Here is a 22,559-nt window from a genome sequence, read left to right on the forward strand (position 1 = left end):
TGATTACAGATCGAAGGCGTCGCCGTCGATCTCGGGCGGTTTTTCCAGCGGCAGCACGAAGCGGAAGCTGGCGCCGCCGTTGGCGCCGTTTTCCGCCCAGATGCGGCCGTCATGCACTTCAATAATGGCACGACAAATCGCTAACCCCAAGCCTACGCCGGGGATCGCCGACTCTTTATTGCCGCGTGAAAACTTGTCGAAAATCAGCTGCAGCTGATCGGCGGGGATGCCGGGGCCGTTATCCCAGACCTCGACTTCCAGCCACTCGGGCAGCGTGCGGGCGCGAATGCCGATGGTGGCCTCGGCGCCGGCGTATTTATTGGCGTTTTCCAACAGGTTGGTGAACACCCGTTCCAGCAGGCTGCCGTCGCAGTTGACCAGGATCTGTTCCGGCGGCAGCTCGACCTCGATCGGATGCTGGCTGAGCAGCGGCTCCAGCATGTGCAGCGAGGCGCCGACGATCTCTTCCAGCGACTGCCACTCTTTACGCAGGCTGAAACCGCCGGACTGGATGCGCGCCATATCCAGCAGGTTGTTCACCAGCCGGGTGGTGCTCAGCACCTGCTGGCGGATCTGGCTGGCCTGGGTGGCGTGATTGGAGCCTTCGGCCGCCAGGTCCAGCGTGAGAATTTCCGCCTGGCCGAACAACACGGTCAGCGGGGTGCGCAGATCGTGCGACAGCGCCGCCAGCAGCGAGTTGCGCAGCTGTTCGCGTTCGGCGTCCAGCTTGGCTTCTTCGGCGCTGCGCGCCAGGTGCAGCCGTTCCAGCGCGCTGGCGATCAGCACTGCGAAGGTTTGCAGCAGCCGCTGTTGTTCCGGCACCATCAGCTGGCGCAGGTTGTTGGGTTCGATCGCCAACAGGCCGAAGGTCTGTTTGGGGGTATTGAGCGGCAGCAGTTGGTAAGGCACGCCGGGCAGGGTGTCGGTACCCGCGCCGGCCGGCAAGCCTTTGTCGAAACTCCAGCGCGCGATGGCTTCGTCTACCGACAGCAGTCCGCCTTCCTCGCCGATCATTTGCTGCAGCCGGCCGTCTTCCTGCGGCAGCAGCAGCACGGTTTTCGCCTGGAAGCTGCTGGAGAGGAAATGACGGCTGGTGTTGGCGATGTCGGCCACGGTCAGCGCGCGGCTCAGCCCGCGCGACATTTCGTACAGATGGCGCGCCCGCTGCTCGCGATAGCGCGCCACCCGGGCCTGATAACGCACCCCGGCGGTCAGATTGCCGATGATGATGCCGACGGCGAGCATCACGCCGAAGGTCAGCAGATACTGCATATCGCTGACGGCGAACGACCATTCGGGCTGGACGAAGAACAGATCGAAGCTGGCGACGTTGATCACCGCCGCCAGCACCGACGGCCAGCGGCCGAAGAACAGCGCGACGATCGCCACGCCGAGCAGGTAGACCATCACCAGGTTGGCCTGATCGAAGCCCGGCAGCAGCCACTGCGAGAGCAGGGTAATCAGCGCACACAGCGCTATCGCCACCGCGCAGCCGCGCAGTTGCATGCGCCATTTCTCATTGAAGCTGCGGCCGTCGTGCTCCTTGCCCGGCGGGGGCTGCGCGGCGTCGCTGTCCAGCGCCACGATCACCAGATCGAGATCCGGGCCCAGCCGGCCGAGGCGATCGGCGAAGCTGCCGCGCAGTTTCCAGCGCTGCTCGCTGCGGCGGCCGATGATGATTTTGCCGAGGTTATGCTCGCGGGCGTAGCGCAGCACCGCGCGCTCTTCGGACGGATCGGCCAGGGTGGCGGTTTCGGCGCCCAGCTCCTGCGCCAGCCGCAGCGCGCGCAGAATGGCGCGGCGCTGGTTTTCCGGCAGCCGGTGCAGCTTGGGGGTTTCCACGTAGACTGCATGCCAATGGCAGCCAAGCCGCGCCGCCAGCCGGGCGGCGATGCGCACCAGCTTTTCGTTGCCACTGCTGTGGCCGACGCACAGCAGAATGCTGTCGCGGGTGTGCCACACTTTCTCGCGCCCCTGGGTGTCGCGAAACTCGCGCATCTGATCATCGACCCGATCGGCGGTGCGGCGCAGCGCCAACTCGCGCAGAGCGATCAGGTTGCCTTTACGGAAAAAATGCTCGATGGCGCGCTCGGCCTGGCCGGGAATATACACTTTGCCTTCGTGCAGCCGTCGGCGCAGATCGTCCGGCGGCAGATCGACCAGCACCACTTCGCTGGCCTCGTCAAACACGTGGTCGGGCACCGTTTCGCGCACCCGCACGCCGGTCACGCCGCCCACCACGTCGTTCAGACTTTCCAGATGTTGCACGTTGACGGTCGTCAGCACGTCGATGCCGGCGTCCAGCAGCTCTTCCACATCCTGCCAGCGTTTGGGGTGGCGCGAACCGTGGGCGTTGCTGTGCGCCAGTTCGTCCATCAGGATCAGCGCCGGGTGGCGCGCCAGCGCGGCGTCGAGATCGAATTCATGCACCAGTCGCCCGCGGTGCTGGATGCGTTTTTGCGGCAGCAGCGCCAGGCCGTCGAGCAGGGCGGCGGTCTCGTTGCGGCCGTGGGTTTCCACCACGCCGACCAGCACATCCAGCCCCTGAGCGCGCAAGCGCTGGGCTTCCTGCAGCATGGCGTAGGTTTTGCCCACGCCGGCGCAGGCGCCGAAGAATACCTTCAACCGGCCGCGCGGTTTTTCATTGGCCAGCGCCAGCAGGCTATCGGGATCGGGACGCTGCTGTTCTTCTTCGACCATGGCAATTCCTTGTGTTACCAAGCAAAAAGGGGTTCGGCACGCCGAACCCTATCACTATGCTGAATACGGCGCGTTACTTCAACGCATCCAGCGCCAGGTTCAGCTTCAACACGTTCACCACCGATTCGCCCATGAAGTTGGGCGTGGCCCGATCGGTGTTGTCTTCGATCAGTTTGGCGATCTGTTCCGGCGGCAGATGACGCGCCGCCGCGACCCGCGCCAGCTGATACCGCGCCGCGGCGATCGAGATCTGCGGATCCAGCCCGCTGCCGGAGGCGGTCAGCAGATCCACCGGGATCGGGCCGCGCATCGCAGGATTGGCCTGGCGCAGCTGCGCTGCGCGCTCGGCGATAGCCTTATCCAGCGCCGGGTTGGTGGCCGCCAGGTTGCTGCCGGCGGAGGCCAGTGGATTATAGGCCGAATCGCCGGTGGCCGACGGGCGGCCCCAGAAATAGTCGGCGCGCGTGAAGTTTTGGCCGATCAGCGCGGAGCCGACCGCCTTGTCGCCCTGGTACAGCAGCGAACCGTTAGCCGAGCCCGAAAACAGCAGCTGCGCCAGCCCGGTGGTCAGCAGCGGATAGGCGATGCCGGTGATCAGTGTCAGCAGGATCACCATCACCAGCGCAGGTCGTAAATACGTCATGTTCATTTCCCTCAATGGTTAACCGGCGACGTGCAGCGCGACCAGGATCAGGTCGATCAGTTTGATGCCGACGAACGGCACCAGCAGGCCGCCGACTCCGTACAGCCACAGGTTGCGGCGCAGCAGGGCCGCGGCGCTCATCGGTTTGTAGCTCACCCCTTTCAGCGCCAGCGGGATCAGGAACACGATCACCAGGGCGTTGAAGATCACCGCCGACATGATGGCGGAGGCCGGGGAATGCAGATGCATCACGTTCAGCGCGTTCAGCTGCGGATAGGTGGCCGCGAACGCCGCCGGAATGATGGCGAAGTATTTGGCCACGTCGTTGGCGATGCTGAAGGTGGTCAGCGAGCCGCGCGTCATCAGCATCTGTTTGCCGATATGCACCACTTCGATCAGCTTGGTCGGGTTGGAATCCAGATCGACCATGTTGCCCGCCTCTTTGGCGGCCTGGGTGCCGGAGTTCATCGCCACCGCCACATCGGCCTGCGCCAGCGCCGGGGCGTCGTTGGTGCCGTCGCCGGTCATCGCCACCAGACGGCCTTCCGCCTGATACTGGCGGATCAGCGCCAGCTTGGCTTCCGGCGTGGCTTCCGACAGGAAGTCGTCCACTCCGGCTTCGGCGGCGATCGCCGCCGCGGTCAGTGGGTTATCGCCGGTGATCATCACCGTTTTGATGCCCATCTTGCGCAGCTCATTGAAGCGCTCTTTGATGCCGCCTTTGACGATATCCTTCAGCGCCACCACGCCCAGCACCCGGGCGCCTTCCGCCACCACCAGCGGCGTGCCGCCGGTGCGCGCCACGCTTTCCACCAGGTCGTCCACCGCCCGCGGGAAGTGGCCCTGATTGGATTCGACGTGACGGCGAATGGCATCCACTGCGCCTTTGCGGATCATGCGTTCCTGCACGTTGACGCCGCTCATGCGGGTCTGGGCGGAGAAGGGCACGAAGGTGGCGTTCAGCGCCTGCAGATCGCGCTCGCGCAGGTTAAAGCGCTGTTTGGCCAACACCACGATGCTGCGGCCTTCCGGCGTTTCGTCCGCCAGCGAGGCCAGCTGCGCGGCGTCCGCCAGCTCTTGCTCTTTCACGCCCGGCGCCGGCAGGAACTCCGACGCCTGGCGGTTGCCCAGCGTGATGGTGCCGGTTTTATCCAGCAGCAGCACGTCCACGTCGCCGGCGGCTTCCACCGCGCGGCCGCTGGTGGCGATCACGTTGGCGCCGAGCATGCGGCTCATCCCGGCCACGCCGATGGCGGACAGCAGGCCGCCGATGGTGGTGGGGATCAGGCAAACCAGCAATGCGACCAGCACGGTGATGGTGACCACGCTGCCGCTGCCGGCCGCCTCGACGCTGTATTGCGAGAACGGGAACAGGGTGGCGGTGGCCAACACGAACACGATGGTCAGCGCCACCAGCAGGATGGTCAGCGCGATCTCGTTCGGCGTTTTGCGGCGCTTGGCGCCTTCCACCATGGCGATCATGCGATCGAGGAAGGTTTCCCCCGGGTTGACGCTGCACTGCACCACCAGCCAGTCAGACAGCACGCGGGTGCCGCCGGTGACCGAGGAGAAGTCGCCGCCGGATTCGCGGATCACCGGGGCGGATTCGCCGGTGATGGCGCTTTCATCCACCGAAGCGCCGCCTTCCAGCACCTCGCCGTCGCACGGGATGGTGTCGCCGGCTTCCACCAGCACGATATCGCCTTTGCGCAGGCTTTCGGCGGCCACTTTCTCCGTGGCGCCGTCGCGGCGCGGGCCGGCCAGCTTTTTCGCCCAGCTGGTTTTCTTGGTGCCCCTCAGGCTTTCCGCCTGGGCCTTGCTGCGCCCTTCGGCCAGCGCCTCGGCGAAGTTGGCGAACAGCACGGTGAACCACAGCCACAGGGCGACGCTGCCGGTAAAGGCGGCGGCGCCGTCGGTTTGGCCGGCGAGGATCGCCAGCCAGATGGCGGTGGTCAGCAGGCTGCCGATATACACCACGAACATCACCGGGTTGCGCCATTGAACGCGAGGGTCCAGTTTTTTCACCGCATCGATCAGCGCGGTGCGCACCAGGGCCGGTTCAAATAGCGCGCGTTGTTTGCGAGTCATCTCTTATTCTCTCTCTGTGACGTCGGTTAGTTTGCCAACCAAAGCTGCAAATGCTCGGCCACCGGGCCCAGCGCCAGCGCCGGCACGAAGGTCAGCGCACCCACCAGCAGCACGGTGCCGATCAGCAGGCCGATAAACAGCGGCCCATAGGTCGGCAGGGTGCCGTTGCCCGCCGGCTGACGCTGCTTGGCGCTCAGCGAACCGGCGATCGCCAGCACCGGCAGGATCACCCCGAAGCGGCCGACGAACATGGCGAAGGCCAGCAGCAGGTTGTAGAACGGCGTATTGACGCTCAACCCGGCGAAGGCGCTGCCGTTGTTGTTGGCGGCGGAAGACAGGGCGTACAGCACTTCGCTGAAGCCGTGGGCGCCCGGGTTGAGGATGCCGGCGCGGCCCGCGTCGGTGCCGATGGCCAGCGCGCTGCCCAGCAACACCAGCGTCGGCGTGACCAGGATCGCCAGCGCGGTCATCTTCATGTCGTAAACGTCGATCTTCTTGCCCAGGTATTCCGGGGTGCGGCCGATCATCAGGCCGGCGATAAACACCGTCAGCAGCACGAACAGCAGCATGCCGTACAGGCCGGAGCCGACGCCGCCGAACACCACTTCACCGATCTGCATCAGCCACATCGGCACCATGCCGCCCAGCGCGGTGAAAGAGTCGTGCATGGCGTTGACCGCCCCGCAGGACGCGGCGGTGGTCACCACCGAGAACAGGCTGGTGGCGAGAATGCCGAAGCGCGACTCTTTGCCTTCCATATTGATGTTGCTGTCGGCGCCCAGCGCGCTCAGGTGCGGGTTGCCCGCCAGCTCGGCGACCATCACCACCACCACCGCCACCACGAAGATCAGCGCCATCGCCCAGATCAGCGCATGGCCCTGGCGGTTTTCACCGGCCAACTGGCCGAAGGAGAAGCACAGCGCGCAGGGGATCAGGAAGATGGCCAGCATTTGTACGAAGTTGGTCAGCACGGTTGGGTTCTCGAACGGGTGCGCCGAGTTGGCGCCGAAGAAGCCGCCGCCGTTGGTGCCGAGCATTTTGATCGCTTCCTGCGAGGCCACCGGCCCCATCGGCAGCGTCTGCTGCGCGCCTTCGAGCGTGGTGACGTGCAGGTAAGGCAGGAAGTTTTGCAGCGTGCCCTGGCTGACGAAGAACAGGGCGATCGCCAGCGCGATCGGCAGCAGCACATACAGCGTGATGCGGAACAGATCGGCCCAGGCGTTGCCGACGGTCTTGCCGGCGCGGCGGGTGAAGGCGCGGATCAGCGCAAAGGCCACGGCGATGCCGGTGGAGGCGGAGACGAAGTTCTGCACCGCCAGCCCGGCCATCTGGCTGAAATAGCTGAGGGCGCTTTCGCCGCTGTAGGCCTGCCAGTTGGTGTTGGTGACGAAGCTGACGGCGGTGTTGAGCGCCAGATCCCAGGAGAGGCCCGGGAAGCCTTGCGGGTTGAGCGGCAGCGAGCCCTGCGTCATCAGCAGGGCGAACAGCAGCGCCAGGCCGAGCAGGTTAAACGCCAGGATCGCTAGCGCGTACTGCCACCAGTTCATTTCGGTGGCGCGGATGCCGCAGGCGCGCCAGACCCCGGCTTCCACCCCGCGCAGCGCAGGCAGCGGCTCACCCTCGATCAGGCGCGCCATAAAACCGCCCAGCGGCCGTGCCAGCAGCAGAAGCACCAGCAGGAAACTGGCGATCAGTAAAAAGGCTGAAGCCGCCATCAGAAATCCTCCGCGTTAAACAGGGCGTAGACCAGATAGGCCAACAGCAGCAGAACCAACAGCGCACCACCAATAACGCTGAAACTCACGGGACACCTCCAGAGGTGTTGTTTTTGATAGAGGCAGTGTAGGGAGCGGGGTAGAAAGAAGATGAAAAAATCGCGCGGGCGGGTGTAAAAAAAGTATAAAAATGACTGAAATTTCAGCGGAAATTGGCCATTTCAGGCAGCCTGCTTGCGGCGAGATTGCGCCTGATGTGTGAATAAGCAGGGGCTGAGGCGTGGGATGAAGAACCGAATAATAACCACAATGTAACCCATGTTTAGTTAAAAATTAACTTTATTGTAACAAAATTACGAATCAGCATGGTGATTAGCGATTTTTTGTGCGATTTAGTGGTCGGATGAGTAGTAAACTTTCATCAAGTGCGCTAAAATTTTGTCCAGTTACCAAATTACCGATTGTTCATTTGATACGCCCACGCCGTTTTCCCTGACAAATCAACGGCAGGCGTTTTTAAGGAGGTTCGCATGTCTACGACCTATCACGCTTATTCATTGCATCGGATTCTCCTGCGCCGCAGCGCAGTGGTGATCGCGGGCATTTTGGCCCTGCCGGTGATGCTGTTCCGCAGCGATCGCGGGCGTTTTTACAGCTACCTGCACCGCGTCTGGTCAAAAACCAGCGATAAGCCGGTCTGGCTGCAGCAGGCGGAACTGGCGTCCTGCGATTTCTACTGAGCCACTACTGATTCACGAAAAACCCTCGCCCTGTGGCGGGGGTTTTTTTATGCCTATAGCCGCCCCTATCAAGCGCAAGGTCGTATTCGGCAAGCCATTCTTCTACACTTTCCTCAATCGGCTAACAACGCGGGAGAGCGGTATGAGTGACAAGATCCCTATCGGCATCAGCGCCTGTTTACTGGGCGATGCGGTGCGTTTCGACGGTGGCCACAAGCGGCTGGCCTTTGCGGTGGAACAGTTGGCGCCCTATGTGCGCTTTGAGCCCGTTTGCCCGGAAATGGCGATTGGTCTGCCTACGCCGCGCCCGGCGCTGCGCCTGGTGAAACAGGCGCAGCCATGGCCGGCGATGCGTTACAGCAACGACGCCGGCGTGGATCTGACTGAGGAGATGCGCAGTTTCTCCTCGCAGCGCGTGGCCGCGTTGCAGCACCTCTGCGGTTATATCGTCTGCGCCAAGTCGCCGAGCTGCGGACTGGAGCGGGTGCGGGTCTACAGCGAGAACGGCAAAGACTCGCGTAAAAACGGCGTCGGGCTGTTTACCGCTGAACTGCTGCGTCAGATGCCGTGGCTGCCGGTGGAAGAAGACGGACGATTGCAGGATGCGGCATTGCGGGAAAACTTCATTGAACGGGTGTACGCGCTGTATGAGCTGAATATGCTGTGGCGCCAGGGGCTGACCCGCGGCGGGTTGATCGCGTTTCACAGCCGCTACAAGCTTTCACTGTTGGCGCATTCGCAGCCGGCTTATCGCGAGCTGGGGCGCTTCGTCGCCGATATTCACCGCTGGGACTCGCTGGAGGCCTTCGCCGTGGAATACCGCAGCCGCCTGATGGCGCTGTTGGCGCACAAAGCAACGCGGCGCAACCACACCAACGTGCTGATGCACGTGCAGGGCTACTTCCGCCGTCAGCTCAGCGCGGCGCAGCGTCAGGAACTGGCGCACCTGATCGACCGTTATCGGCAGGGCATGCAGCCGCTGCTGGCGCCGATCGCGCTGCTTAAGCATTACATGGCGGAATACCCCGACCGCTATCTGGCGGAACAACGTTATTTCGAACCTTACCCGGAGGCGCTGCGTTTGCGTTACGGCCATTGATTGACAAGGAGTTTTATGACCACGCATCTGGTCTGGTTGCGTAACGATCTGCGTATCACCGACAACAAAGCGCTGCACGCCGCCTGCAGCGATCCCGAAGCCCGGGTGCTGGCGGTGTTTATCGCCACCCCGCAGCAGTGGCGGCAACATGAGATGGCGCCGCGGCAGGCGGCGCTGATCCACGCCAGCCTGCGGGCGGTGCAGCAGGCGTTGGCGCAAAAAGGCATTGCGCTGCATTGCCATGCTGGCACGGACTTTGCCTCGTCGATCGACTGGCTGGCGGACTATTGCGAGCGAGAGCAGGTAGATGCGCTGTTTTACAATCGCCAGTACGAACTGAATGAACGGCGCCGCGATGCGCGGTTGGAACAGCGATTGAGCGACCGGGTGGCGTGCCGCGGTTTCGATGACAGCCTGCTGTTGCCGCCGGGCAGCGTGCAAACCGGCGGCGGCGAGATGTACAAGGTCTATACGCCGTTTCGCAACGCTTTCATTCAGCGCCTGACCGAGTCCGATCTCAGCTGCCTGCCGGCGCCTAAAACCCGTGCCGGTGGCGCGTTGCCTGCGCCTGAGGCGCCGGCGGCGTTCGATTACCCCGCGGCGGACATCGGGGGGGACTATCCCGCCGGCGAGGAGGCCGCGCTGCAGCGGCTGCGCGCCTTTTGTCGTGAGCAGGTGCAGGATTACCTTCGCCAGCGCGATCTGCCCGCCATCGCCGGCACCAGCAGCCTGTCGCCCTATCTGGCGATTGGCGCGCTGTCGCCGCGCCAGTGCTTCAATCGCCTGCGCGCCGAATGCCCACGGTTGCTGGAAGATCGCGAGAGCGGCGCTTTCGCCTGGCTGAACGAGCTGATTTGGCGCGAGTTCTACCGCCATCTGCTGGTGGCCTATCCCGAGCTGTGCCGCCATCGGCCGTTTATCGCCTGGACGGACAAAGTGCGCTGGCGCGATGACGCGGCGAAGCTGCAGGCCTGGCAGCGGGGCGAGACCGGCTACCCGATCGTCGATGCCGCCATGCGCCAACTGAACGCCACCGGCTGGATGCATAACCGGCTGCGCATGATCAGCGCCAGTTTCCTGGTGAAGGATCTGCTGATCGACTGGCGGGCCGGGGAGCGCTACTTCATGTCGCAACTGCTGGACGGCGATCTGGCGGCCAACAACGGCGGCTGGCAGTGGGCGGCGTCCACCGGCACCGACGCCGCGCCGTATTTCCGCATCTTCAACCCGACGACGCAGGGTGAACGTTTTGATCCACAAGGCACTTTTATCCGTAAATGGTTGCCGGAACTGGCGGATGTGCCCGACAATGACATCCATCATCCTCACCGTTGGGCGGAAAAACAGCCATGCGTGCTGAATTACCCGCTGCCGATCGTCGATCATAAGCAAGCCCGCCTGGAGACGCTGGCGGCGTTCGAGGCGGCGAAACGGGGAGAGTCTTGAGGCAACTGCAAGGAGCGACGCAATGATGAAAAAGGTGTTGGCCCTGTGCCTGAGCGGCTATTCCGCGCTGGCGATCGCCGGCTTTGACGTGGTGGCGCTGGGCGTCGACGGCGGCGTCAGCGACGGCAACCTGACTTCCTACCTGATCCGCAGCGACAATCAGCCGCAGTATGTGGCGCTGGACGCCGGTTCGCTGCTGCCGGGCATCGCCAAAGGGCTGGAGAAGGGCAGCTTCCCGCAGGTGACCGCCGAGTTGGCCGCGCCTTACACGCCGCAGGGCCATGTGTTCCGGCAGTTGATCGGCGGCTATTTCATCAGCCACGGCCATCTGGACCACGTGGCGGGGCTGATCGTCGGCTCGCCCGAGGACAATAAAAAAACCGTTTACGCCCAGGCGGACACCGTGCTGACCCTGCGTAATCACTACTTTAACTGGAAGGCCTGGCCGAACTTTACCGACGCCGGCAACGGTGCGCGGCTGGGCACCTACCGGCTGCAAACGGTGCGGCCGCAGCAGCGGTTTACCCTCGGGCTGACCGGGTTGACCGGCGTGATGTACCCGCTCAGTCACGATCGCTACCCGTCGTCGATGCTGCTGATTTCCAACGGTAACGAGTTCTTCGCCTACTTCGGCGATACCGGGCCGGATAAGGTGGAGCAGTCGCGCGATCTCGATACCGTCTGGCGCGCGCTGGGGCCGCTTGTCGAGCAGAAAAAGCTCAAAGGCATGATTATCGAAACCTCTTACCCCAACGGGATGGAGGACAAACATCTGTACGGTCATTTGACGCCGGCCTGGCTGCTGAAGGAGCTGAAGAACCTGACACAGTACAGCGGCGGCGAAGGCTCGCTGAAGGGTCTGCCGGTGGTCATCAGCCACATCAAGCCCAGCCTGAAGCAGGGCGAAGACGCGCGCGCCGCCATTGCGCAGCAGCTGACGCAGGGCAACGATCTGGGGGTGAAATTCATCCTGATGGCGCAGGGCGACCGGCAGACATTTTGACTATGAAGAGAGAAGAGAATGCGTAACCTCGATCTGGAACAACTGATCAACACGGAACTGAACGCCGCGGCGTTTCAGGACTACGCCCCCAACGGTTTGCAGGTAGAAGGCCGCCCGCACGTGCAGCGCATCGTGACCGGCGTCACCGCCTGTCAGGCGCTGCTGGACGCCGCGGTGGCGCATCAGGCCGACGCGATTATCGTACACCACGGCTATTTCTGGAAAAACGAGGCGCCGGCGGTGCGCGGCATGAAACGCAATCGCCTGAAAACGCTGCTGACCCACGATATCAATCTGTACGGCTACCACCTGCCGCTGGACGCGCATCCGGTGCTGGGCAACAACGCGCAGCTGGCGCAGGCGCTGGGCATCCGGGTGATTGGCGACGTCGAGCCGCTGGTGCCGCACGGCGAATTTGAACAGCCGCTGACCGGTGAAGCACTGCAGCAGCGTATCGAAAGCCGACTGGGGCGCGCGGTGCTGCACTGCGGCGATAACGCGCCTGAACATATTCGCCGGGTGGCCTGGTGCACCGGCGGCGGCCAGGGCTTTATCGACAGCGCGGCGCGTTTCGGCGTCGATGCGTTCATCAGCGGTGAAGTGTCTGAGCAGACCATTCACAGCGCGCGTGAAATGGGCGTACATTTCTTCGCCGCCGGTCACCATGCCACCGAGCGCGGCGGCGTGAAAGCGTTGGGTGAGTGGCTGGCCCAGCACCACGGCTTTGATGTGACCTTTATCGATATCCCGAATCCCGCCTGATTTTTTTCTTCCCCGGATCCAGCCCGGCCTGTGCGCCGGCTGAATCCTTTTATCGCGCTATTTCCTTATTTTCCTTATGGTTGCGCTCTATTGACAGCCGGGGCCGCGTCACGCATAACTGGTGTGTTTTTCAGCGCGATAATAATAAGGAGAATAAGGGTGCAACAAGCGCGTTATTACCTGTTGGGTGAAAGAGCGGTAGTGCTTGAACTGTCGCCGCCGGTGACGTTGCCGAGCCAGCAGCGCATCTGGGCGCTGGCGGAAAAGCTGAATCACCATCCCGACGTGCGGGAAGTGGTGCCGGGGATGAACAACCTGACGCTGTTGCTGCATACGCCGCAGGCCGACGCCGAAGCGATGCTGGCGTTGCTGCAGCAGGGCTGGGAAAGCAAAGAGCGCCTGACGCCGGAGTCGCGCCAGGTGGATATTCCGGTTGTCTACGGCGGGGAACAGGGCCCCGACCTGGATGAGGTGGCGCGCCATACCGGCATGACGCCGCAACAGGTGGTGGAATGTCACGCGGCGGCAGCTTATGTGGTCTATTTTCTCGGCTTTCAGCCGGGCTTCTCCTATTTGGGCGGCATGCCGGAACAACTGGCGACGCCGCGCCGCGCTGAACCGCGTCTGGCGGTGGCGGCCGGCTCCGTCGGCATCGGCGGCGGCCAGACCGGCATCTATCCGCTGGTGACGCCCGGCGGCTGGCAGCTGATCGGCCGCACGCCGTTGGCGTTGTTCAATCCGCATGAAATGCCGCCGACGCTGCTGCGTCCGGGCGATAACGTACGCTTTGTGCCGCAGAAGGAGGGCGTATGCTGATTATTCTGCGCGCCGGCATCTATACCACGGTGCAGGATTTGGGCCGCGAGGGATTCCGCCGTCTGGGCATCAGCACCGGTGGAGCGCTGGATCAACCGGCGATGAAGATCGCCAACCTGCTGGTGGGCAATGCGCCGGAGGCCGCCGGGCTGGAGATCACCCTCGGCCAGTTCAGCGCCGAGTTTACCCGTGCAGGCTGGATCGCCCTGACCGGCGCCGGCTGCGACGCGCAGCTGGACGGCAAGCCGCTGTGGACCGGCTGGCGCTATCCGGTGAAAAAGGGGCAGCGGCTGGCGCTGGGCACGCCGAAACGCGGCATGCGCAGCTACCTGGCGATCTCGGGCGGTATCGCCGTGCCGGAAATGCTGGGATCGTGCAGCACCGACATGAAAGCCGCCTTTGGCGGCCACGAAGGCCGTAACCTGAAGGACGGCGATCGGCTGCCGCTGGGCAACTCTGCCGCTCAACCGCAACATTCCTGCGGCGTGAAACAGCTGCTGTTCACCAACCGCATCCGTGCTTTGCCGGGGCCGGAGTACGCCGAGTTCAGCGAAGAGGCACAGGACACGTTCTGGCGCACCGCCTGGCAGCTCAGCCCGCAGAGCAACCGCATGGGCTACCGCCTGCATGGCGGCACGCCGCTGGCGCGCACCACTGAGAGAGAGATGCTGTCGCACGGCCTGATGCCCGGCGTGGTGCAGGTGCCGCACAACGGCCAGCCGATCGTGCTGATGGCTGATGCGCAAACCACCGGCGGTTACCCGCGCATCGCCTGCGTGATCGAAGCCGATCTCTACCATCTGGCGCAGGTCCGTCTCGGCGAACCGATCCACTTCGTTCTCTGCTCATTGGCCGAGGCGCAGCGCGCCAAGGCCGAGCAGGATCTCTTCCTTCGACAGATTGCCTGGGGGTTACATGATCGTTGATTTGAACGCCGATCTCGGCGAAGGCTGCGCCAACGACCAGGCGCTGCTGCAATTGGTGAGTTCGGCCAACATCGCCTGCGGCTTCCACGCCGGCGATGCGCAGACCATGCGTCAGTCGGTGCGCTGGGCATTGCAGTACGGCGTGGCGATTGGCGCCCACCCGAGTTTTCCCGATCGGGAGAACTTCGGCCGGACCCGCATGCAGCTGCCGCCGGAAACGGTCTACGCGCAGGTGGTGTATCAGCTCGGGGCGCTGGCGGCCATCGCCCGCGCCGAGGGCGGAGTGATGGTGCACGTTAAGCCGCACGGCATGCTGTACAACCAGGCGGCGGTTGAGCCGGCGCTGGCGGAAGCGATCGCTCGGGCGGTGCAGGCGGTCGATCCGGCGCTGCGGCTGGTGGGGCTGGCCGGCAGCGCGCTGATCCGCGCCGGGGAACAACTTGGCTTGACCACCCGGCAAGAGGTGTTCGCCGATCGCGGCTATCAGGCCGACGGCACGCTGGTGCCGCGCGGTTTGCCGGGGGCGCTGATCGAGGACGACGAACAGGCGCTGGCGCAAACGCTGGAGATGGTGCGCCATCACCGGGTTCGCAGCGTGGATGGCGTCTGGGCCGCCGTACAGGCGGAAACCGTCTGCCTGCACGGGGACGGCGAGCATGCGCTGGCGTATGCGCGCAAGCTGCGGGACAGTTTTGTTCAGCAGGGCATCCGCGTCAGCGCGGAGCAATAAAGCAAGACACAACATCACAAGCAAAAAACTATTAGAAAATATTGAGGGAAGACTATGGAACAGGCCGTGAATCTCTGGCCACTGATCGGCATCGCTGCGATCGTGGTCGGGTTTGTATTGCGTTTCAATCCGGTGCTGGTGGTGATCGCCGCCGGCATCATCACCGGTCTGGCGGCGCTAATGCCGCTGGACGTCATTCTGGAAAAGCTCGGCGAGGGCTTTCTCAATACCCGCAACCTGCCGCTGATCCTGCTGTTGCCGCTGGCGGTGATCGGCCTGCTGGAACGACACGGGCTGAAAGAGCGGGCGCAGGCGTGGATCGCCAAGATCAAAAGCGCCACCGCCGGCCGTTTGCTGATTGTGTACCTGTTCGTGCGCGAGATCACCGCGGCGATGGGGCTGACCAGCCTGGGTGGGCACCCGCAGATGGTGCGGCCGCTGCTGGCGCCGATGGCGGAAGGGGCGACGGAAAACCGCTACGGCGAGCTGCCAGAGCGCACCCGCCACCGCCTGCGCGCCATGTCGGCCGCGACCGACAACGTCGGGCTGTTCTTCGGCGAGGATATTTTCGTGGCCTTCGGCGCGATCATCTTCATGCATAACTTTATGCTGGAGTCCGGCGGCATTCAGACCGAGCCGCTGCATATCGCGCTGTGGGGCATTCCGACCGCCATTTTCGCCTTCCTGATCCACGCGTTCCGGCTGTATCGGATGGATAAACAGCTGAGCGCCGAGCTGGCGCAGCTGAATCAGGCGGCGCTGCAGGCGAAGGGGGAGGCGCGATGAACTTCCAGCAACAATATCTCTACTGGCTGGCCGGCGCGGTGCTGCTGATTGTGGCGGTGATGTCCTTCCGCGATCGCGCCAACCCGCGCCGCATCACCACCGGGCTGTTTTGGGGGCTGTACGGCCTGGTATTCCTGGTCGGCGACTGGACTTACCGCCTGCTGGGCGATGTGCTCGGCGAAGGCAGCAACGAGAAACGCATGCTGCATATCATCGTTGGCGGGGTGGTGGTGGTGATGGCCCTGATCGCCGGCTTCGGCGGCGTGCGCCTCGGCAGCTATCATCAGCGAACGCCGCAGGAGCGCGAGGCCAGCGCCAAGCGTTTGGGCAACAAGCTGTTTATCCCCGCGTTGGCGATCCCGGTCGTGACGGTGATCGGCGTGCTACTGTTCAACAACGTGCCGGCGTTGCAAAGCGCGGTGTTCGGCAGCGGTAACCACGCGACGCTGATCACCCTGTTCTCGATGACCGTCGGCTGCCTGATCGGTCTGGCGATCGCGGTGAAAATGACCCATGAGAAGGCCCTGCAGCCGATACAGGAAGCGCGGCGCCTGCTGGATTCGATCGGCTGGGCGTTCATTCTGCCGCAGATCCTCGCCACGCTGGGGTTGCTGTTTACCGTCGCCGGCGTCGGCACCGCAATCTCGCATTTGACCCAGGAGTATCTGGCGGTGGATAACCGCTTTATCGCCGTGGCGGTCTACGCTATCGGTATGGCGGTGCTGACCATGGTGATGGGCAACGCCTTCGCCGCGTTCCCGATCGTCACCGCAGGCATCGGCATTCCGATCCTGGTGCTGCAACACGGCGGCAACCCGGCGGTGATGGCGGCGATCGGCATGTTCTCCGGCTATTGCGGCACCCTGATGACGCCGATGGCGGCGAACTTCAACATTGTGCCGGCGGCGCTGCTGGAGTTGCCGGACAAGAATGCGGTGATCAAGGCGCAGGTGCCGACCGGCGTGCTGCTGCTGTTGGTTAACGTGTTCCTGCTGTATTTCCTGATGTTCCTGTAGGAGTAAGGATGCAAAAAGTATTGATCACCGGCTTCGAGCCGTTTGGTGGTGAGCGCCTCAATCCCTCCTGGGAAGTGGTGAAGCAGCTCAACGATATGGAACTGGTCGGCACGCGCATTGTGGCGCGCCAGCTGCCGTGCGTGTTCGGCGCGGCGCTGGAGGCGCTCAACGCGGCGATCGACGAGGTGCAGCCGGTGATGGTACTGGCTATCGGCCAGGCCGGCGGCCGCACCGACATCACGATTGAACGGGTGGCGATCAACGTCGACGACGCGCGTATCCCCGACAATCAGGGGCAGCAGCCGGTGGACGAACCGATCATCGCCGGCGGTCCGGCGGCTTATTTCAGCACCTTGCCGATCAAAGCGATGGTGAGTTCGATGCGCGAGGCCGGCATTCCGGCAGCCGTTTCGCAGACTGCCGGCACTTACGTGTGCAACCATGTGATGTATGGGCTGCTGCACCGTTTGAGCGGCCAACGCGAGGTGAAGGGCGGTTTTATCCATATCCCGTATTTGCCTGAGCAGGCGGCGGCGCACCCCGGCGCGCCGAGCATGGCGGCTTCGACGGTGCTGTTTGCGCTGGAGCTGGCCGTTTCCATCGCTTTGCAGGTGGAACACGATCTGAAAGTGGTGGGCGGCGCGACGCATTAATCAAGAACACTCCCGGCGCACCGGGTTGCGCCGGGTCTACGCAAGGAGTGGTCTATGCCGGAAGGACCGGAGATCCGCCGGGCGGCGGACAAACTGGCGGCGGCGGTGATCGATCAGCCGCTGACCGCCGTCGATTTCGCTTTTCCCCAGTTGAAGCACTACCGCCAGCGTTTGCTCGGCGAGCGCATCGTCGCCATCGAGCCGCGCGGCAAGGCGCTGCTGACCCATTTCTCCAACGGGCTGACGATGTACAGCCATAACCAGCTGTATGGCGTGTGGAAAGTGGCGGCGGCGGGGGAGACGCCGGAGACCAAACGCGAACTGCGGGTGCGGCTGGAAACCGCTCGCAGCGCGATATTGCTCTACAGCGCTTCCGACATTACCCTCGGGCCGCGCGAGGAAATAGAACAACACCCGTTTTTGCAACGCATCGGTCCCGACGTGTTGGACATGTCGCTGACGGTGGATGAGGTGCAGGAGCGTTTGCTGACGCCGCGTTTTCGCCGCCGGCAGCTGGGTGGCATGCTGCTCGACCAGGCGTTTCTTGCCGGATTGGGCAACTATCTGCGCGCCGAAATCCTGTGGCAGGCCGAGTTGGCGCCGCAGCATAAACCGCAGGATCTGGCGCCAGAGGCGCTGCGGCGCCTGGCGGAGGCGTCGCTGGCGGTGCCGCGCCTTTCCTACCAGACGCGCGGGCAGGCGGATGACAACCGGCATCACGGCGCGCTGTTTCGCTTCAAGGTGTTTCATCGCAGCGGTGAGCCGTGCGAACGCTGCGGTGGGATGATCGTGCGTACGGACCTGTCGTCGCGGCCGTTTTATTGGTGCCCGGGCTGCCAGAAATAACCAAAAAAAAACGCCGCCCGAAGGGGCGGCGCTGTACGGTTTCAGCCAGGAAAGTGGCTTACTTGTTTTTCAGCTGGGATTTGAAATCACGCTCGGCATAGCCGGTGTACAGCTGACGCGGACGGGCAATTTTGATGCCTTCGTCGTGCATTTCGTTCCAGTGGGCGATCCAGCCGATGGTGCGCGCGATGGCGAAGATCACGGTGAACATGGAAGAAGGAATGCCCATCGCCTTCAGGATGATGCCGGAGTAGAAGTCGACGTTCGGGTACAGTTTCTTCTCGATGAAGTACGGGTCGTTCAGCGCGATGTGTTCCAGCTCCATCGCCACCTGCAGCAGGTTGTCGTCCTTCTTGTTCAGCTCTTTCAGCACTTCGTGACAGGTTTCGCGCATCACGGTGGCGCGCGGATCGTAGTTCTTGTACACGCGGTGGCCGAAGCCCATCAGGCGGAAGGAGTCGTTCTTGTCCTTGGCGCGCTTGATGAATTCCGGAATGTGCTCGACGGTCTTGATCTCTTCCAGCATTTTCAGCGCCGCTTCGTTGGCGCCGCCGTGCGCCGGCCCCCACAGGGAGGCGATGCCGGCCGCGATGCAGGCGAACGGGTTGGCGCCGGAAGAGCCGGCGGTGCGCACGGTTGAGGTAGAGGCGTTCTGCTCATGGTCGGCGTGCAGGATCAGGATGCGGTCCATGGCGCGTTCCAGCACCGGGTTCACCACGTATTCTTCGCACGGAGTGGCGAACATCATGTGCAGGAAGTTGCCGGCGTAGGACAGATCGTTGCGCGGATAAACGAACGGCTGGCCCAGGGAGTATTTGTAGCACATCGCGGCCACGGTCGGCATTTTGGACAGCAGGCGGAACGCGGTGATTTCACGGTGACGCTCGTTGTTGACGTCCAGCGCATCGTGGTAGAACGCCGCCAGCGCGCCGGTCACGCCGCACAGCACCGCCATCGGGTGCGAGTCGCGGCGGAAGCCACGGAACAGATGGGTGATCTGGTCGTGGATCATGGTATGGCGGGTTACGGTGGTCTTGAAGGTTTCGAATTCTTCCGGCGTTGGGGTCTCGCCGTACAGCAGGATGTAGCACACTTCCAGGTAGGAAGATTCTTTCGCCAGCTGCTCGATAGGGAAGCCGCGGTGCAGCAGCACGCCTTTGTCGCCGTCGATGAAGGTAATCTTGGATTCGCAAGAAGCGGTGGAGGTAAAGCCGGGATCAAATGTGAAATAACCTTTGGAACCCAGGGCGCGGACATCGAGGACATCAGGGCCCAGTGTCGGTGTCAATACGCCCAGTTCGATCGGAGCTTCGCTGTCGTTAATGGTTAGCGTCGCTTTCTTATCAGTCATTTACTGTCTCCTTAGCGCCTTATTTTAAAAACCACTAACAACTGAAATACCTTAAATCTCTGCAGGTTGCCCGCAAAAAATGGTGCGGACGCTAACTCTGTGAGCGACTGCGCAACTGTGCGCGGGTAGGGTACAGAGTGCTGACCAGGCGAACGAGACGGGTGACCAGTTGTTAACGATTCAGAGTAATTCGTTATAGTCTGTTAATCTTACCTATGAGCTGTTCGAAGAGATGTGAACCTATCCCAATAATCTGTTTTTTATGTGCTTTATTTGCTTTTGACGCCGGCAAACTCGAGCGGGAAACAACGGCTATTGGGATAGGTTCGCCAAATACACTGTTGCATAACTCGAACCCGGGAGGAAGTGTATCTGCTGACCCATAGCGCATCATAGGACCGTTTGTGCCCCTATATGTAATGGAAATGTTGATCTCTTGTCAAATCAGATAATTAATTTTGCACTAATTGTGAAATCCGTGATCTGAATCACTGTTCGGGGGAAATGTTATCAAAGCGGTTGTATGAGAATTGTAATCAGAATGTGATCCTCCTATACTGCCGCCAGGTCTCCGGATTACCCTGAAGTAGGAGCACCCAGCGTTATAAATGCGCGCCGTTTGAGCACAGAGGATGTTGATGTTTGAGCGCGTGACGTGTAAGGGTTTTAGGCTCTTAACGCTGTCTGATCCCCGCCCAGGCCCGGAGGAAGGAAAATAATAAGAGCTGTGTGGGCAAATACGTGAAAAAACAACGACCTGTCAACTTGGATCTGCAAACGATCCGGTTCCCCGTAACTGCGATAGCGTCTATCTTACACCGAGTCTCTGGCGTAATTACCTTCGTTGCCGTGGGTATCCTCCTCTGGCTGCTGGGCCTGTCACTCTCTTCCCAAGAGGGGTTCCTGCAGGCGGCCGCCATCATGAATAGCTTCATCGTCAAATTCATATTCTGGGGCATCCTCACGGCGCTGGCCTATCACATTTGCGGTGGCATCCGTCACTTGTTAATGGATTTTGGCTACATCGAAGAGAGTTTGGCCGCCGGTACCCGTTCCGCCCAGGTGGCGATCGGTCTGACCGTCGTGCTGTCAGTTCTGGCTGGAGTCCTCGTATGGTAAACAACGTTTCTGCATTAGGGCGCAACGGCGTGCACGATTGGCTGCTGCTGCGTGCTTCCGCGATCATCATCACCCTGTACGTCCTGTATATCCTGGGCTTTTTCGTCACGGCTCCGGAACTCACTTATGACATCTGGCGCGGTTTCTTCGCCACTTCCATTACGAAAGTGTTCACTCTGCTGACCTTGCTGTCGATTCTGGTGCACGCCTGGATCGGGCTGTGGCAGGTGCTGACGGACTACGTCAAGCCGCTGGCGGTTCGCCTGGTGTTGCAGCTGGCTGTCGTGGTCGCGTTGCTGGTCTATTTACTGTACGGAACAATCGTAGTGTGGGGTGCTTAAATGAAACTGCCAGTCAGAGAGTTTGATGCCGTCGTAATCGGCGCCGGCGGTGCGGGCATGCGTGCCGCGCTGCAAATTTCCCAAGCGGGCTCGACCTGTGCCCTGCTGTCCAAAGTTTTCCCGACCCGTTCCCATACCGTGTCCGCACAGGGCGGCATTACCGTCGCGCTTGGCAACAGCCACGAGGACAACTGGGAATGGCATATGTACGACACGGTGAAAGGTTCCGACTATATCGGTGACCAGGACGCCATCGAATATATGTGTAAAACCGGCCCGGAAGCGATTCTGGAACTGGAACACATGGGCCTGCCGTTCTCTCGTCTGGACGACGGCCGCATTTATCAGCGCCCGTTCGGCGGCCAGTCGCTGAACTTCGGCGGCGAGCAGGCGGCGCGTACCGCAGCCGCAGCCGACCGTACCGGCCATGCGCTGCTGCACACCCTGTACCAACAGAACCTGAAAAACCACACCACCATCTTCTCCGAGTGGTATGCGCTTGATCTGGTGAAAAACCAGGACGGCGCGGTGGTCGGCACCACGGCTATCTGCATCGAAACCGGTGAAGTGGTTTACTTCAAAGCCAAGGCCACCGTGCTGGCGACCGGCGGCGCAGGCCGCATTTACCAGTCCACCACCAACGCCCACATCAACACCGGCGACGGTGTCGGCATGGCGCTGCGCGCCGGCGTGCCGGTGCAGGACATGGAAATGTGGCAGTTCCACCCGACCGGCATCGCCGGCGCGGGCGTGCTGGTGACCGAAGGCTGCCGCGGCGAAGGCGGTTACCTGCTGAACAAGCACGGCGAGCGCTTCATGGAGCGTTATGCGCCGAACGCCAAAGATCTGGCGGGCCGCGACGTGGTTGCCCGTTCGATCATGATCGAAATCCGCGAAGGCCGCGGCTGCGACGGTCCTTGGGGCCCGCACGCCAAGCTGAAGCTGGATCACCTGGGCAAAGAGGTGCTGGAATCCCGTCTGCCGGGCATTCTGGAACTGTCCCGCACCTTCGCGCACGTCGATCCGGTGAAAGAGCCGATCCCGGTTATCCCAACCTGTCACTATATGATGGGCGGCATTCCGACCAAGGTGACCGGCCAGGCGCTGACCGTGAACGAGAAGGGCGAAGACGTGGTGATCCCGGGGCTGTTCGCCGTGGGCGAAATCGCCTGCGTATCGGTGCACGGCGCCAACCGCCTGGGCGGCAACTCGCTGCTCGACCTGGTGGTGTTCGGCCGTTCCGCCGGCATGCACCTGCAGGAATCGCTGGAAGAGCAGGGCGTGAGCCGTGACGCCAGCGACTCCGACGTGGAAGCCTCGCTGGACCGTCTGAATCGTTGGAACAACACCCGTTCCGGCGAAGACCCGGTCGAAATTCGCAAAGCGCTGCAGTCTTGCATGCAGCACAACTTCTCGGTATTCCGCGAAGGCGATGCGATGGCCAAGGGCCTGGAAGAACTGAAAGTGATCCGTGAACGTCTGAAGAACGCACGCCTGGACGATACCTCCAGCGAGTTCAACACCCAGCGCATCGAATGTCTGGAGTTGGATAACCTGATGGAGACCGCGTATTCCACCGCCGTGTCGGCCAACTTCCGTACCGAGAGCCGTGGCGCGCACAGCCGCTTCGACTATCCGGAACGCGATGACGCCAACTGGCTGTGCCATTCGCTGTATCTGCCGCAATCGGAAAGCATGACGCGTCGTGAAGTGAACATGCAACCGAAGCTGCGCCCGGCATTCCCGCCGAAAGTGCGTTCTTACTAATTGCGGAGATCG

At 62.4% G+C, this 22,559-nt stretch carries 21 protein-coding genes; 15 read left to right on the forward strand and 6 right to left on the reverse strand.

Annotation, left to right across the window (positions count from 1 at the left end; all coding sequences use genetic code 11):
- Positions 1-3 precede the first annotated feature (3 nt).
- From kdpD to ACJ8PL_RS01740, 5 genes are all read right to left on the reverse strand, one after another.
- Positions 4-2,700 (reverse strand): two-component system sensor histidine kinase KdpD, encoded by a 2,697-nt coding sequence (kdpD, locus tag ACJ8PL_RS01720; RefSeq protein ID WP_049300333.1) that lies wholly within the window; start codon positions 2,698-2,700, stop codon positions 4-6.
- A 73-nt stretch (positions 2,701-2,773) separates the two neighbouring features.
- Positions 2,774-3,343, reverse strand: a complete 570-nt coding sequence (kdpC, locus tag ACJ8PL_RS01725; protein ID WP_049300339.1) for a potassium-transporting ATPase subunit KdpC — start codon at positions 3,341-3,343, stop codon at positions 2,774-2,776.
- Positions 3,344-3,361: 18 nt separating this feature from the next.
- Complete coding sequence (kdpB, locus tag ACJ8PL_RS01730; RefSeq protein WP_161544482.1) at positions 3,362-5,431, reverse strand: potassium-transporting ATPase subunit KdpB; 2,070 nt, start codon at positions 5,429-5,431, stop codon at positions 3,362-3,364.
- Between the two features lie 26 nt (positions 5,432-5,457).
- On the reverse strand, positions 5,458-7,146 hold the full coding sequence (kdpA, locus tag ACJ8PL_RS01735; protein ID WP_049300332.1) for a potassium-transporting ATPase subunit KdpA: 1,689 nt from the start codon (positions 7,144-7,146) through the stop codon (positions 5,458-5,460).
- Positions 7,146-7,235, reverse strand: a complete 90-nt coding sequence (locus ACJ8PL_RS01740; protein WP_016928742.1) for a K(+)-transporting ATPase subunit F — start codon at positions 7,233-7,235, stop codon at positions 7,146-7,148. Before ACJ8PL_RS01740 ends, kdpA begins: the two co-directional genes overlap by 1 nt.
- A 441-nt stretch (positions 7,236-7,676) precedes the next feature.
- Between ACJ8PL_RS01740 and ACJ8PL_RS01745 the strand changes: the two genes are divergently transcribed.
- The 12 genes from ACJ8PL_RS01745 (at position 7,677) to nei (ending at position 17,969) form a co-directional block, all read left to right on the forward strand.
- Entirely contained in the window at positions 7,677-7,886 is a 210-nt protein-coding gene (locus ACJ8PL_RS01745) for a YbfA family protein (RefSeq protein ID WP_004939916.1), read from the forward strand.
- Positions 7,887-8,028: 142 nt separating this feature from the next.
- Positions 8,029-8,985 carry a YbgA family protein gene (locus tag ACJ8PL_RS01750; protein WP_016928741.1) on the forward strand — a complete coding sequence of 319 codons (957 nt, stop codon included), beginning with the start codon at positions 8,029-8,031 and terminating at the stop codon, positions 8,983-8,985.
- Positions 8,986-9,000: 15 nt separating this feature from the next.
- Positions 9,001-10,431, forward strand: coding sequence for a deoxyribodipyrimidine photo-lyase (gene phrB / locus ACJ8PL_RS01755; protein ID WP_206195237.1), 1,431 nt, complete (start codon positions 9,001-9,003; stop codon positions 10,429-10,431).
- Positions 10,432-10,453: 22 nt separating this feature from the next.
- Positions 10,454-11,434, forward strand: a complete 981-nt coding sequence (locus ACJ8PL_RS01760) for an MBL fold metallo-hydrolase (protein ID WP_016928739.1) — start codon at positions 10,454-10,456, stop codon at positions 11,432-11,434.
- Positions 11,435-11,452: 18 nt separating this feature from the next.
- Positions 11,453-12,196: a type 2 GTP cyclohydrolase I gene (locus tag ACJ8PL_RS01765; RefSeq protein ID WP_016928738.1), complete on the forward strand. Its 744-nt coding sequence runs from the start codon at positions 11,453-11,455 to the stop codon at positions 12,194-12,196.
- Between the two features lie 159 nt (positions 12,197-12,355).
- Complete coding sequence (gene pxpB / locus ACJ8PL_RS01770; protein WP_016928737.1) at positions 12,356-13,012, forward strand: 5-oxoprolinase subunit PxpB; 657 nt, start codon at positions 12,356-12,358, stop codon at positions 13,010-13,012.
- A complete protein-coding gene (gene pxpC, locus ACJ8PL_RS01775) occupies positions 13,006-13,938 on the forward strand; it encodes a 5-oxoprolinase subunit PxpC (RefSeq protein ID WP_079449572.1) in 933 nt (310 codons plus the stop codon). Before pxpB ends, pxpC begins: the two co-directional genes overlap by 7 nt.
- Complete coding sequence (gene pxpA / locus ACJ8PL_RS01780) at positions 13,928-14,668, forward strand: 5-oxoprolinase subunit PxpA (protein ID WP_016928735.1); 741 nt, start codon at positions 13,928-13,930, stop codon at positions 14,666-14,668. Before pxpC ends, pxpA begins: the two co-directional genes overlap by 11 nt.
- Positions 14,669-14,722: 54 nt before the next feature.
- Entirely contained in the window at positions 14,723-15,454 is a 732-nt protein-coding gene (locus ACJ8PL_RS01785) for a DUF969 domain-containing protein (protein ID WP_016928734.1), read from the forward strand.
- Positions 15,451-16,470 (forward strand): DUF979 domain-containing protein, encoded by a 1,020-nt coding sequence (locus tag ACJ8PL_RS01790; RefSeq protein WP_016928733.1) that lies wholly within the window; start codon positions 15,451-15,453, stop codon positions 16,468-16,470. The genes ACJ8PL_RS01785 and ACJ8PL_RS01790 overlap by 4 nt, the downstream gene beginning before the upstream one ends.
- Positions 16,471-16,478: 8 nt before the next feature.
- Positions 16,479-17,123, forward strand: a complete 645-nt coding sequence (gene pcp / locus ACJ8PL_RS01795) for a pyroglutamyl-peptidase I (protein ID WP_442530764.1) — start codon at positions 16,479-16,481, stop codon at positions 17,121-17,123.
- Positions 17,124-17,177: 54 nt separating this feature from the next.
- Positions 17,178-17,969 carry an endonuclease VIII gene (gene nei, locus ACJ8PL_RS01800; RefSeq protein ID WP_049300328.1) on the forward strand — a complete coding sequence of 264 codons (792 nt, stop codon included), beginning with the start codon at positions 17,178-17,180 and terminating at the stop codon, positions 17,967-17,969.
- Positions 17,970-18,027: 58 nt separating this feature from the next.
- On the opposite strand, the gene ACJ8PL_RS01805 is transcribed toward nei, so the two are convergent.
- Positions 18,028-19,320, reverse strand: a complete 1,293-nt coding sequence (locus ACJ8PL_RS01805; protein ID WP_016928730.1) for a citrate synthase — start codon at positions 19,318-19,320, stop codon at positions 18,028-18,030.
- Positions 19,321-20,049: 729 nt separating this feature from the next.
- On the opposite strand from ACJ8PL_RS01805, the gene sdhC reads away from it, so the two are divergent.
- Genes sdhC through sdhA form a run of 3 tightly spaced genes read left to right on the forward strand, consistent with a single transcriptional unit; the run spans position 20,050 to position 22,547 of the window.
- The gene (gene sdhC, locus ACJ8PL_RS01810; RefSeq protein ID WP_004939893.1) at positions 20,050-20,439 is read left to right on the forward strand and encodes a succinate dehydrogenase cytochrome b556 subunit; all 390 of its coding nucleotides are present in this window, start codon (positions 20,050-20,052) and stop codon (positions 20,437-20,439) included.
- Complete coding sequence (gene sdhD / locus ACJ8PL_RS01815; protein ID WP_004939891.1) at positions 20,433-20,780, forward strand: succinate dehydrogenase membrane anchor subunit; 348 nt, start codon at positions 20,433-20,435, stop codon at positions 20,778-20,780. Before sdhC ends, sdhD begins: the two co-directional genes overlap by 7 nt.
- A complete protein-coding gene (gene sdhA / locus ACJ8PL_RS01820; RefSeq protein ID WP_015376974.1) occupies positions 20,781-22,547 on the forward strand; it encodes a succinate dehydrogenase flavoprotein subunit in 1,767 nt (588 codons plus the stop codon).
- Positions 22,548-22,559: the final 12 nt, after the last annotated feature.

Origin of the sequence: Serratia sp. CY83965 (assembly GCF_052166375.1) — a bacterium.
GTDB lineage: Bacteria > Pseudomonadota > Gammaproteobacteria > Enterobacterales > Enterobacteriaceae > Serratia > Serratia marcescens.

Excerpts from the sequence above, each read along its gene's own strand:
- nei (WP_049300328.1), top strand. The coding sequence starts at position 17,178 with ATGCCGGAAGGACCGGAGATCCGCCGGGCGGCGGACAAACTGGCGGCG.
- sdhD (WP_004939891.1), top strand. The coding sequence starts at position 20,433 with ATGGTAAACAACGTTTCTGCATTAGGGCGCAACGGCGTGCACGATTGG.
- pcp (WP_442530764.1), top strand. The coding sequence starts at position 16,479 with ATGCAAAAAGTATTGATCACCGGCTTCGAGCCGTTTGGTGGTGAGCGC.
- ACJ8PL_RS01745 (WP_004939916.1), top strand. The coding sequence starts at position 7,677 with ATGTCTACGACCTATCACGCTTATTCATTGCATCGGATTCTCCTGCGC.
- ACJ8PL_RS01765 (WP_016928738.1), top strand. The coding sequence starts at position 11,453 with ATGCGTAACCTCGATCTGGAACAACTGATCAACACGGAACTGAACGCC.
- pxpA (WP_016928735.1), top strand. The coding sequence starts at position 13,928 with ATGATCGTTGATTTGAACGCCGATCTCGGCGAAGGCTGCGCCAACGAC.
- kdpA (WP_049300332.1), bottom strand. The coding sequence starts at position 7,146 with ATGGCGGCTTCAGCCTTTTTACTGATCGCCAGTTTCCTGCTGGTGCTT.
- ACJ8PL_RS01785 (WP_016928734.1), top strand. The coding sequence starts at position 14,723 with ATGGAACAGGCCGTGAATCTCTGGCCACTGATCGGCATCGCTGCGATC.
- kdpB (WP_161544482.1), bottom strand. The coding sequence starts at position 5,431 with ATGACTCGCAAACAACGCGCGCTATTTGAACCGGCCCTGGTGCGCACC.
- kdpD (WP_049300333.1), bottom strand. The coding sequence starts at position 2,700 with ATGGTCGAAGAAGAACAGCAGCGTCCCGATCCCGATAGCCTGCTGGCG.
- pxpC (WP_079449572.1), top strand. The coding sequence starts at position 13,006 with ATGCTGATTATTCTGCGCGCCGGCATCTATACCACGGTGCAGGATTTG.
- ACJ8PL_RS01760 (WP_016928739.1), top strand. The coding sequence starts at position 10,454 with ATGATGAAAAAGGTGTTGGCCCTGTGCCTGAGCGGCTATTCCGCGCTG.
- sdhA (WP_015376974.1), top strand. The coding sequence starts at position 20,781 with ATGAAACTGCCAGTCAGAGAGTTTGATGCCGTCGTAATCGGCGCCGGC.
- phrB (WP_206195237.1), top strand. The coding sequence starts at position 9,001 with ATGACCACGCATCTGGTCTGGTTGCGTAACGATCTGCGTATCACCGAC.
- ACJ8PL_RS01750 (WP_016928741.1), top strand. The coding sequence starts at position 8,029 with ATGAGTGACAAGATCCCTATCGGCATCAGCGCCTGTTTACTGGGCGAT.
- ACJ8PL_RS01805 (WP_016928730.1), bottom strand. The coding sequence starts at position 19,320 with ATGACTGATAAGAAAGCGACGCTAACCATTAACGACAGCGAAGCTCCG.
- ACJ8PL_RS01790 (WP_016928733.1), top strand. The coding sequence starts at position 15,451 with ATGAACTTCCAGCAACAATATCTCTACTGGCTGGCCGGCGCGGTGCTG.
- kdpC (WP_049300339.1), bottom strand. The coding sequence starts at position 3,343 with ATGACGTATTTACGACCTGCGCTGGTGATGGTGATCCTGCTGACACTG.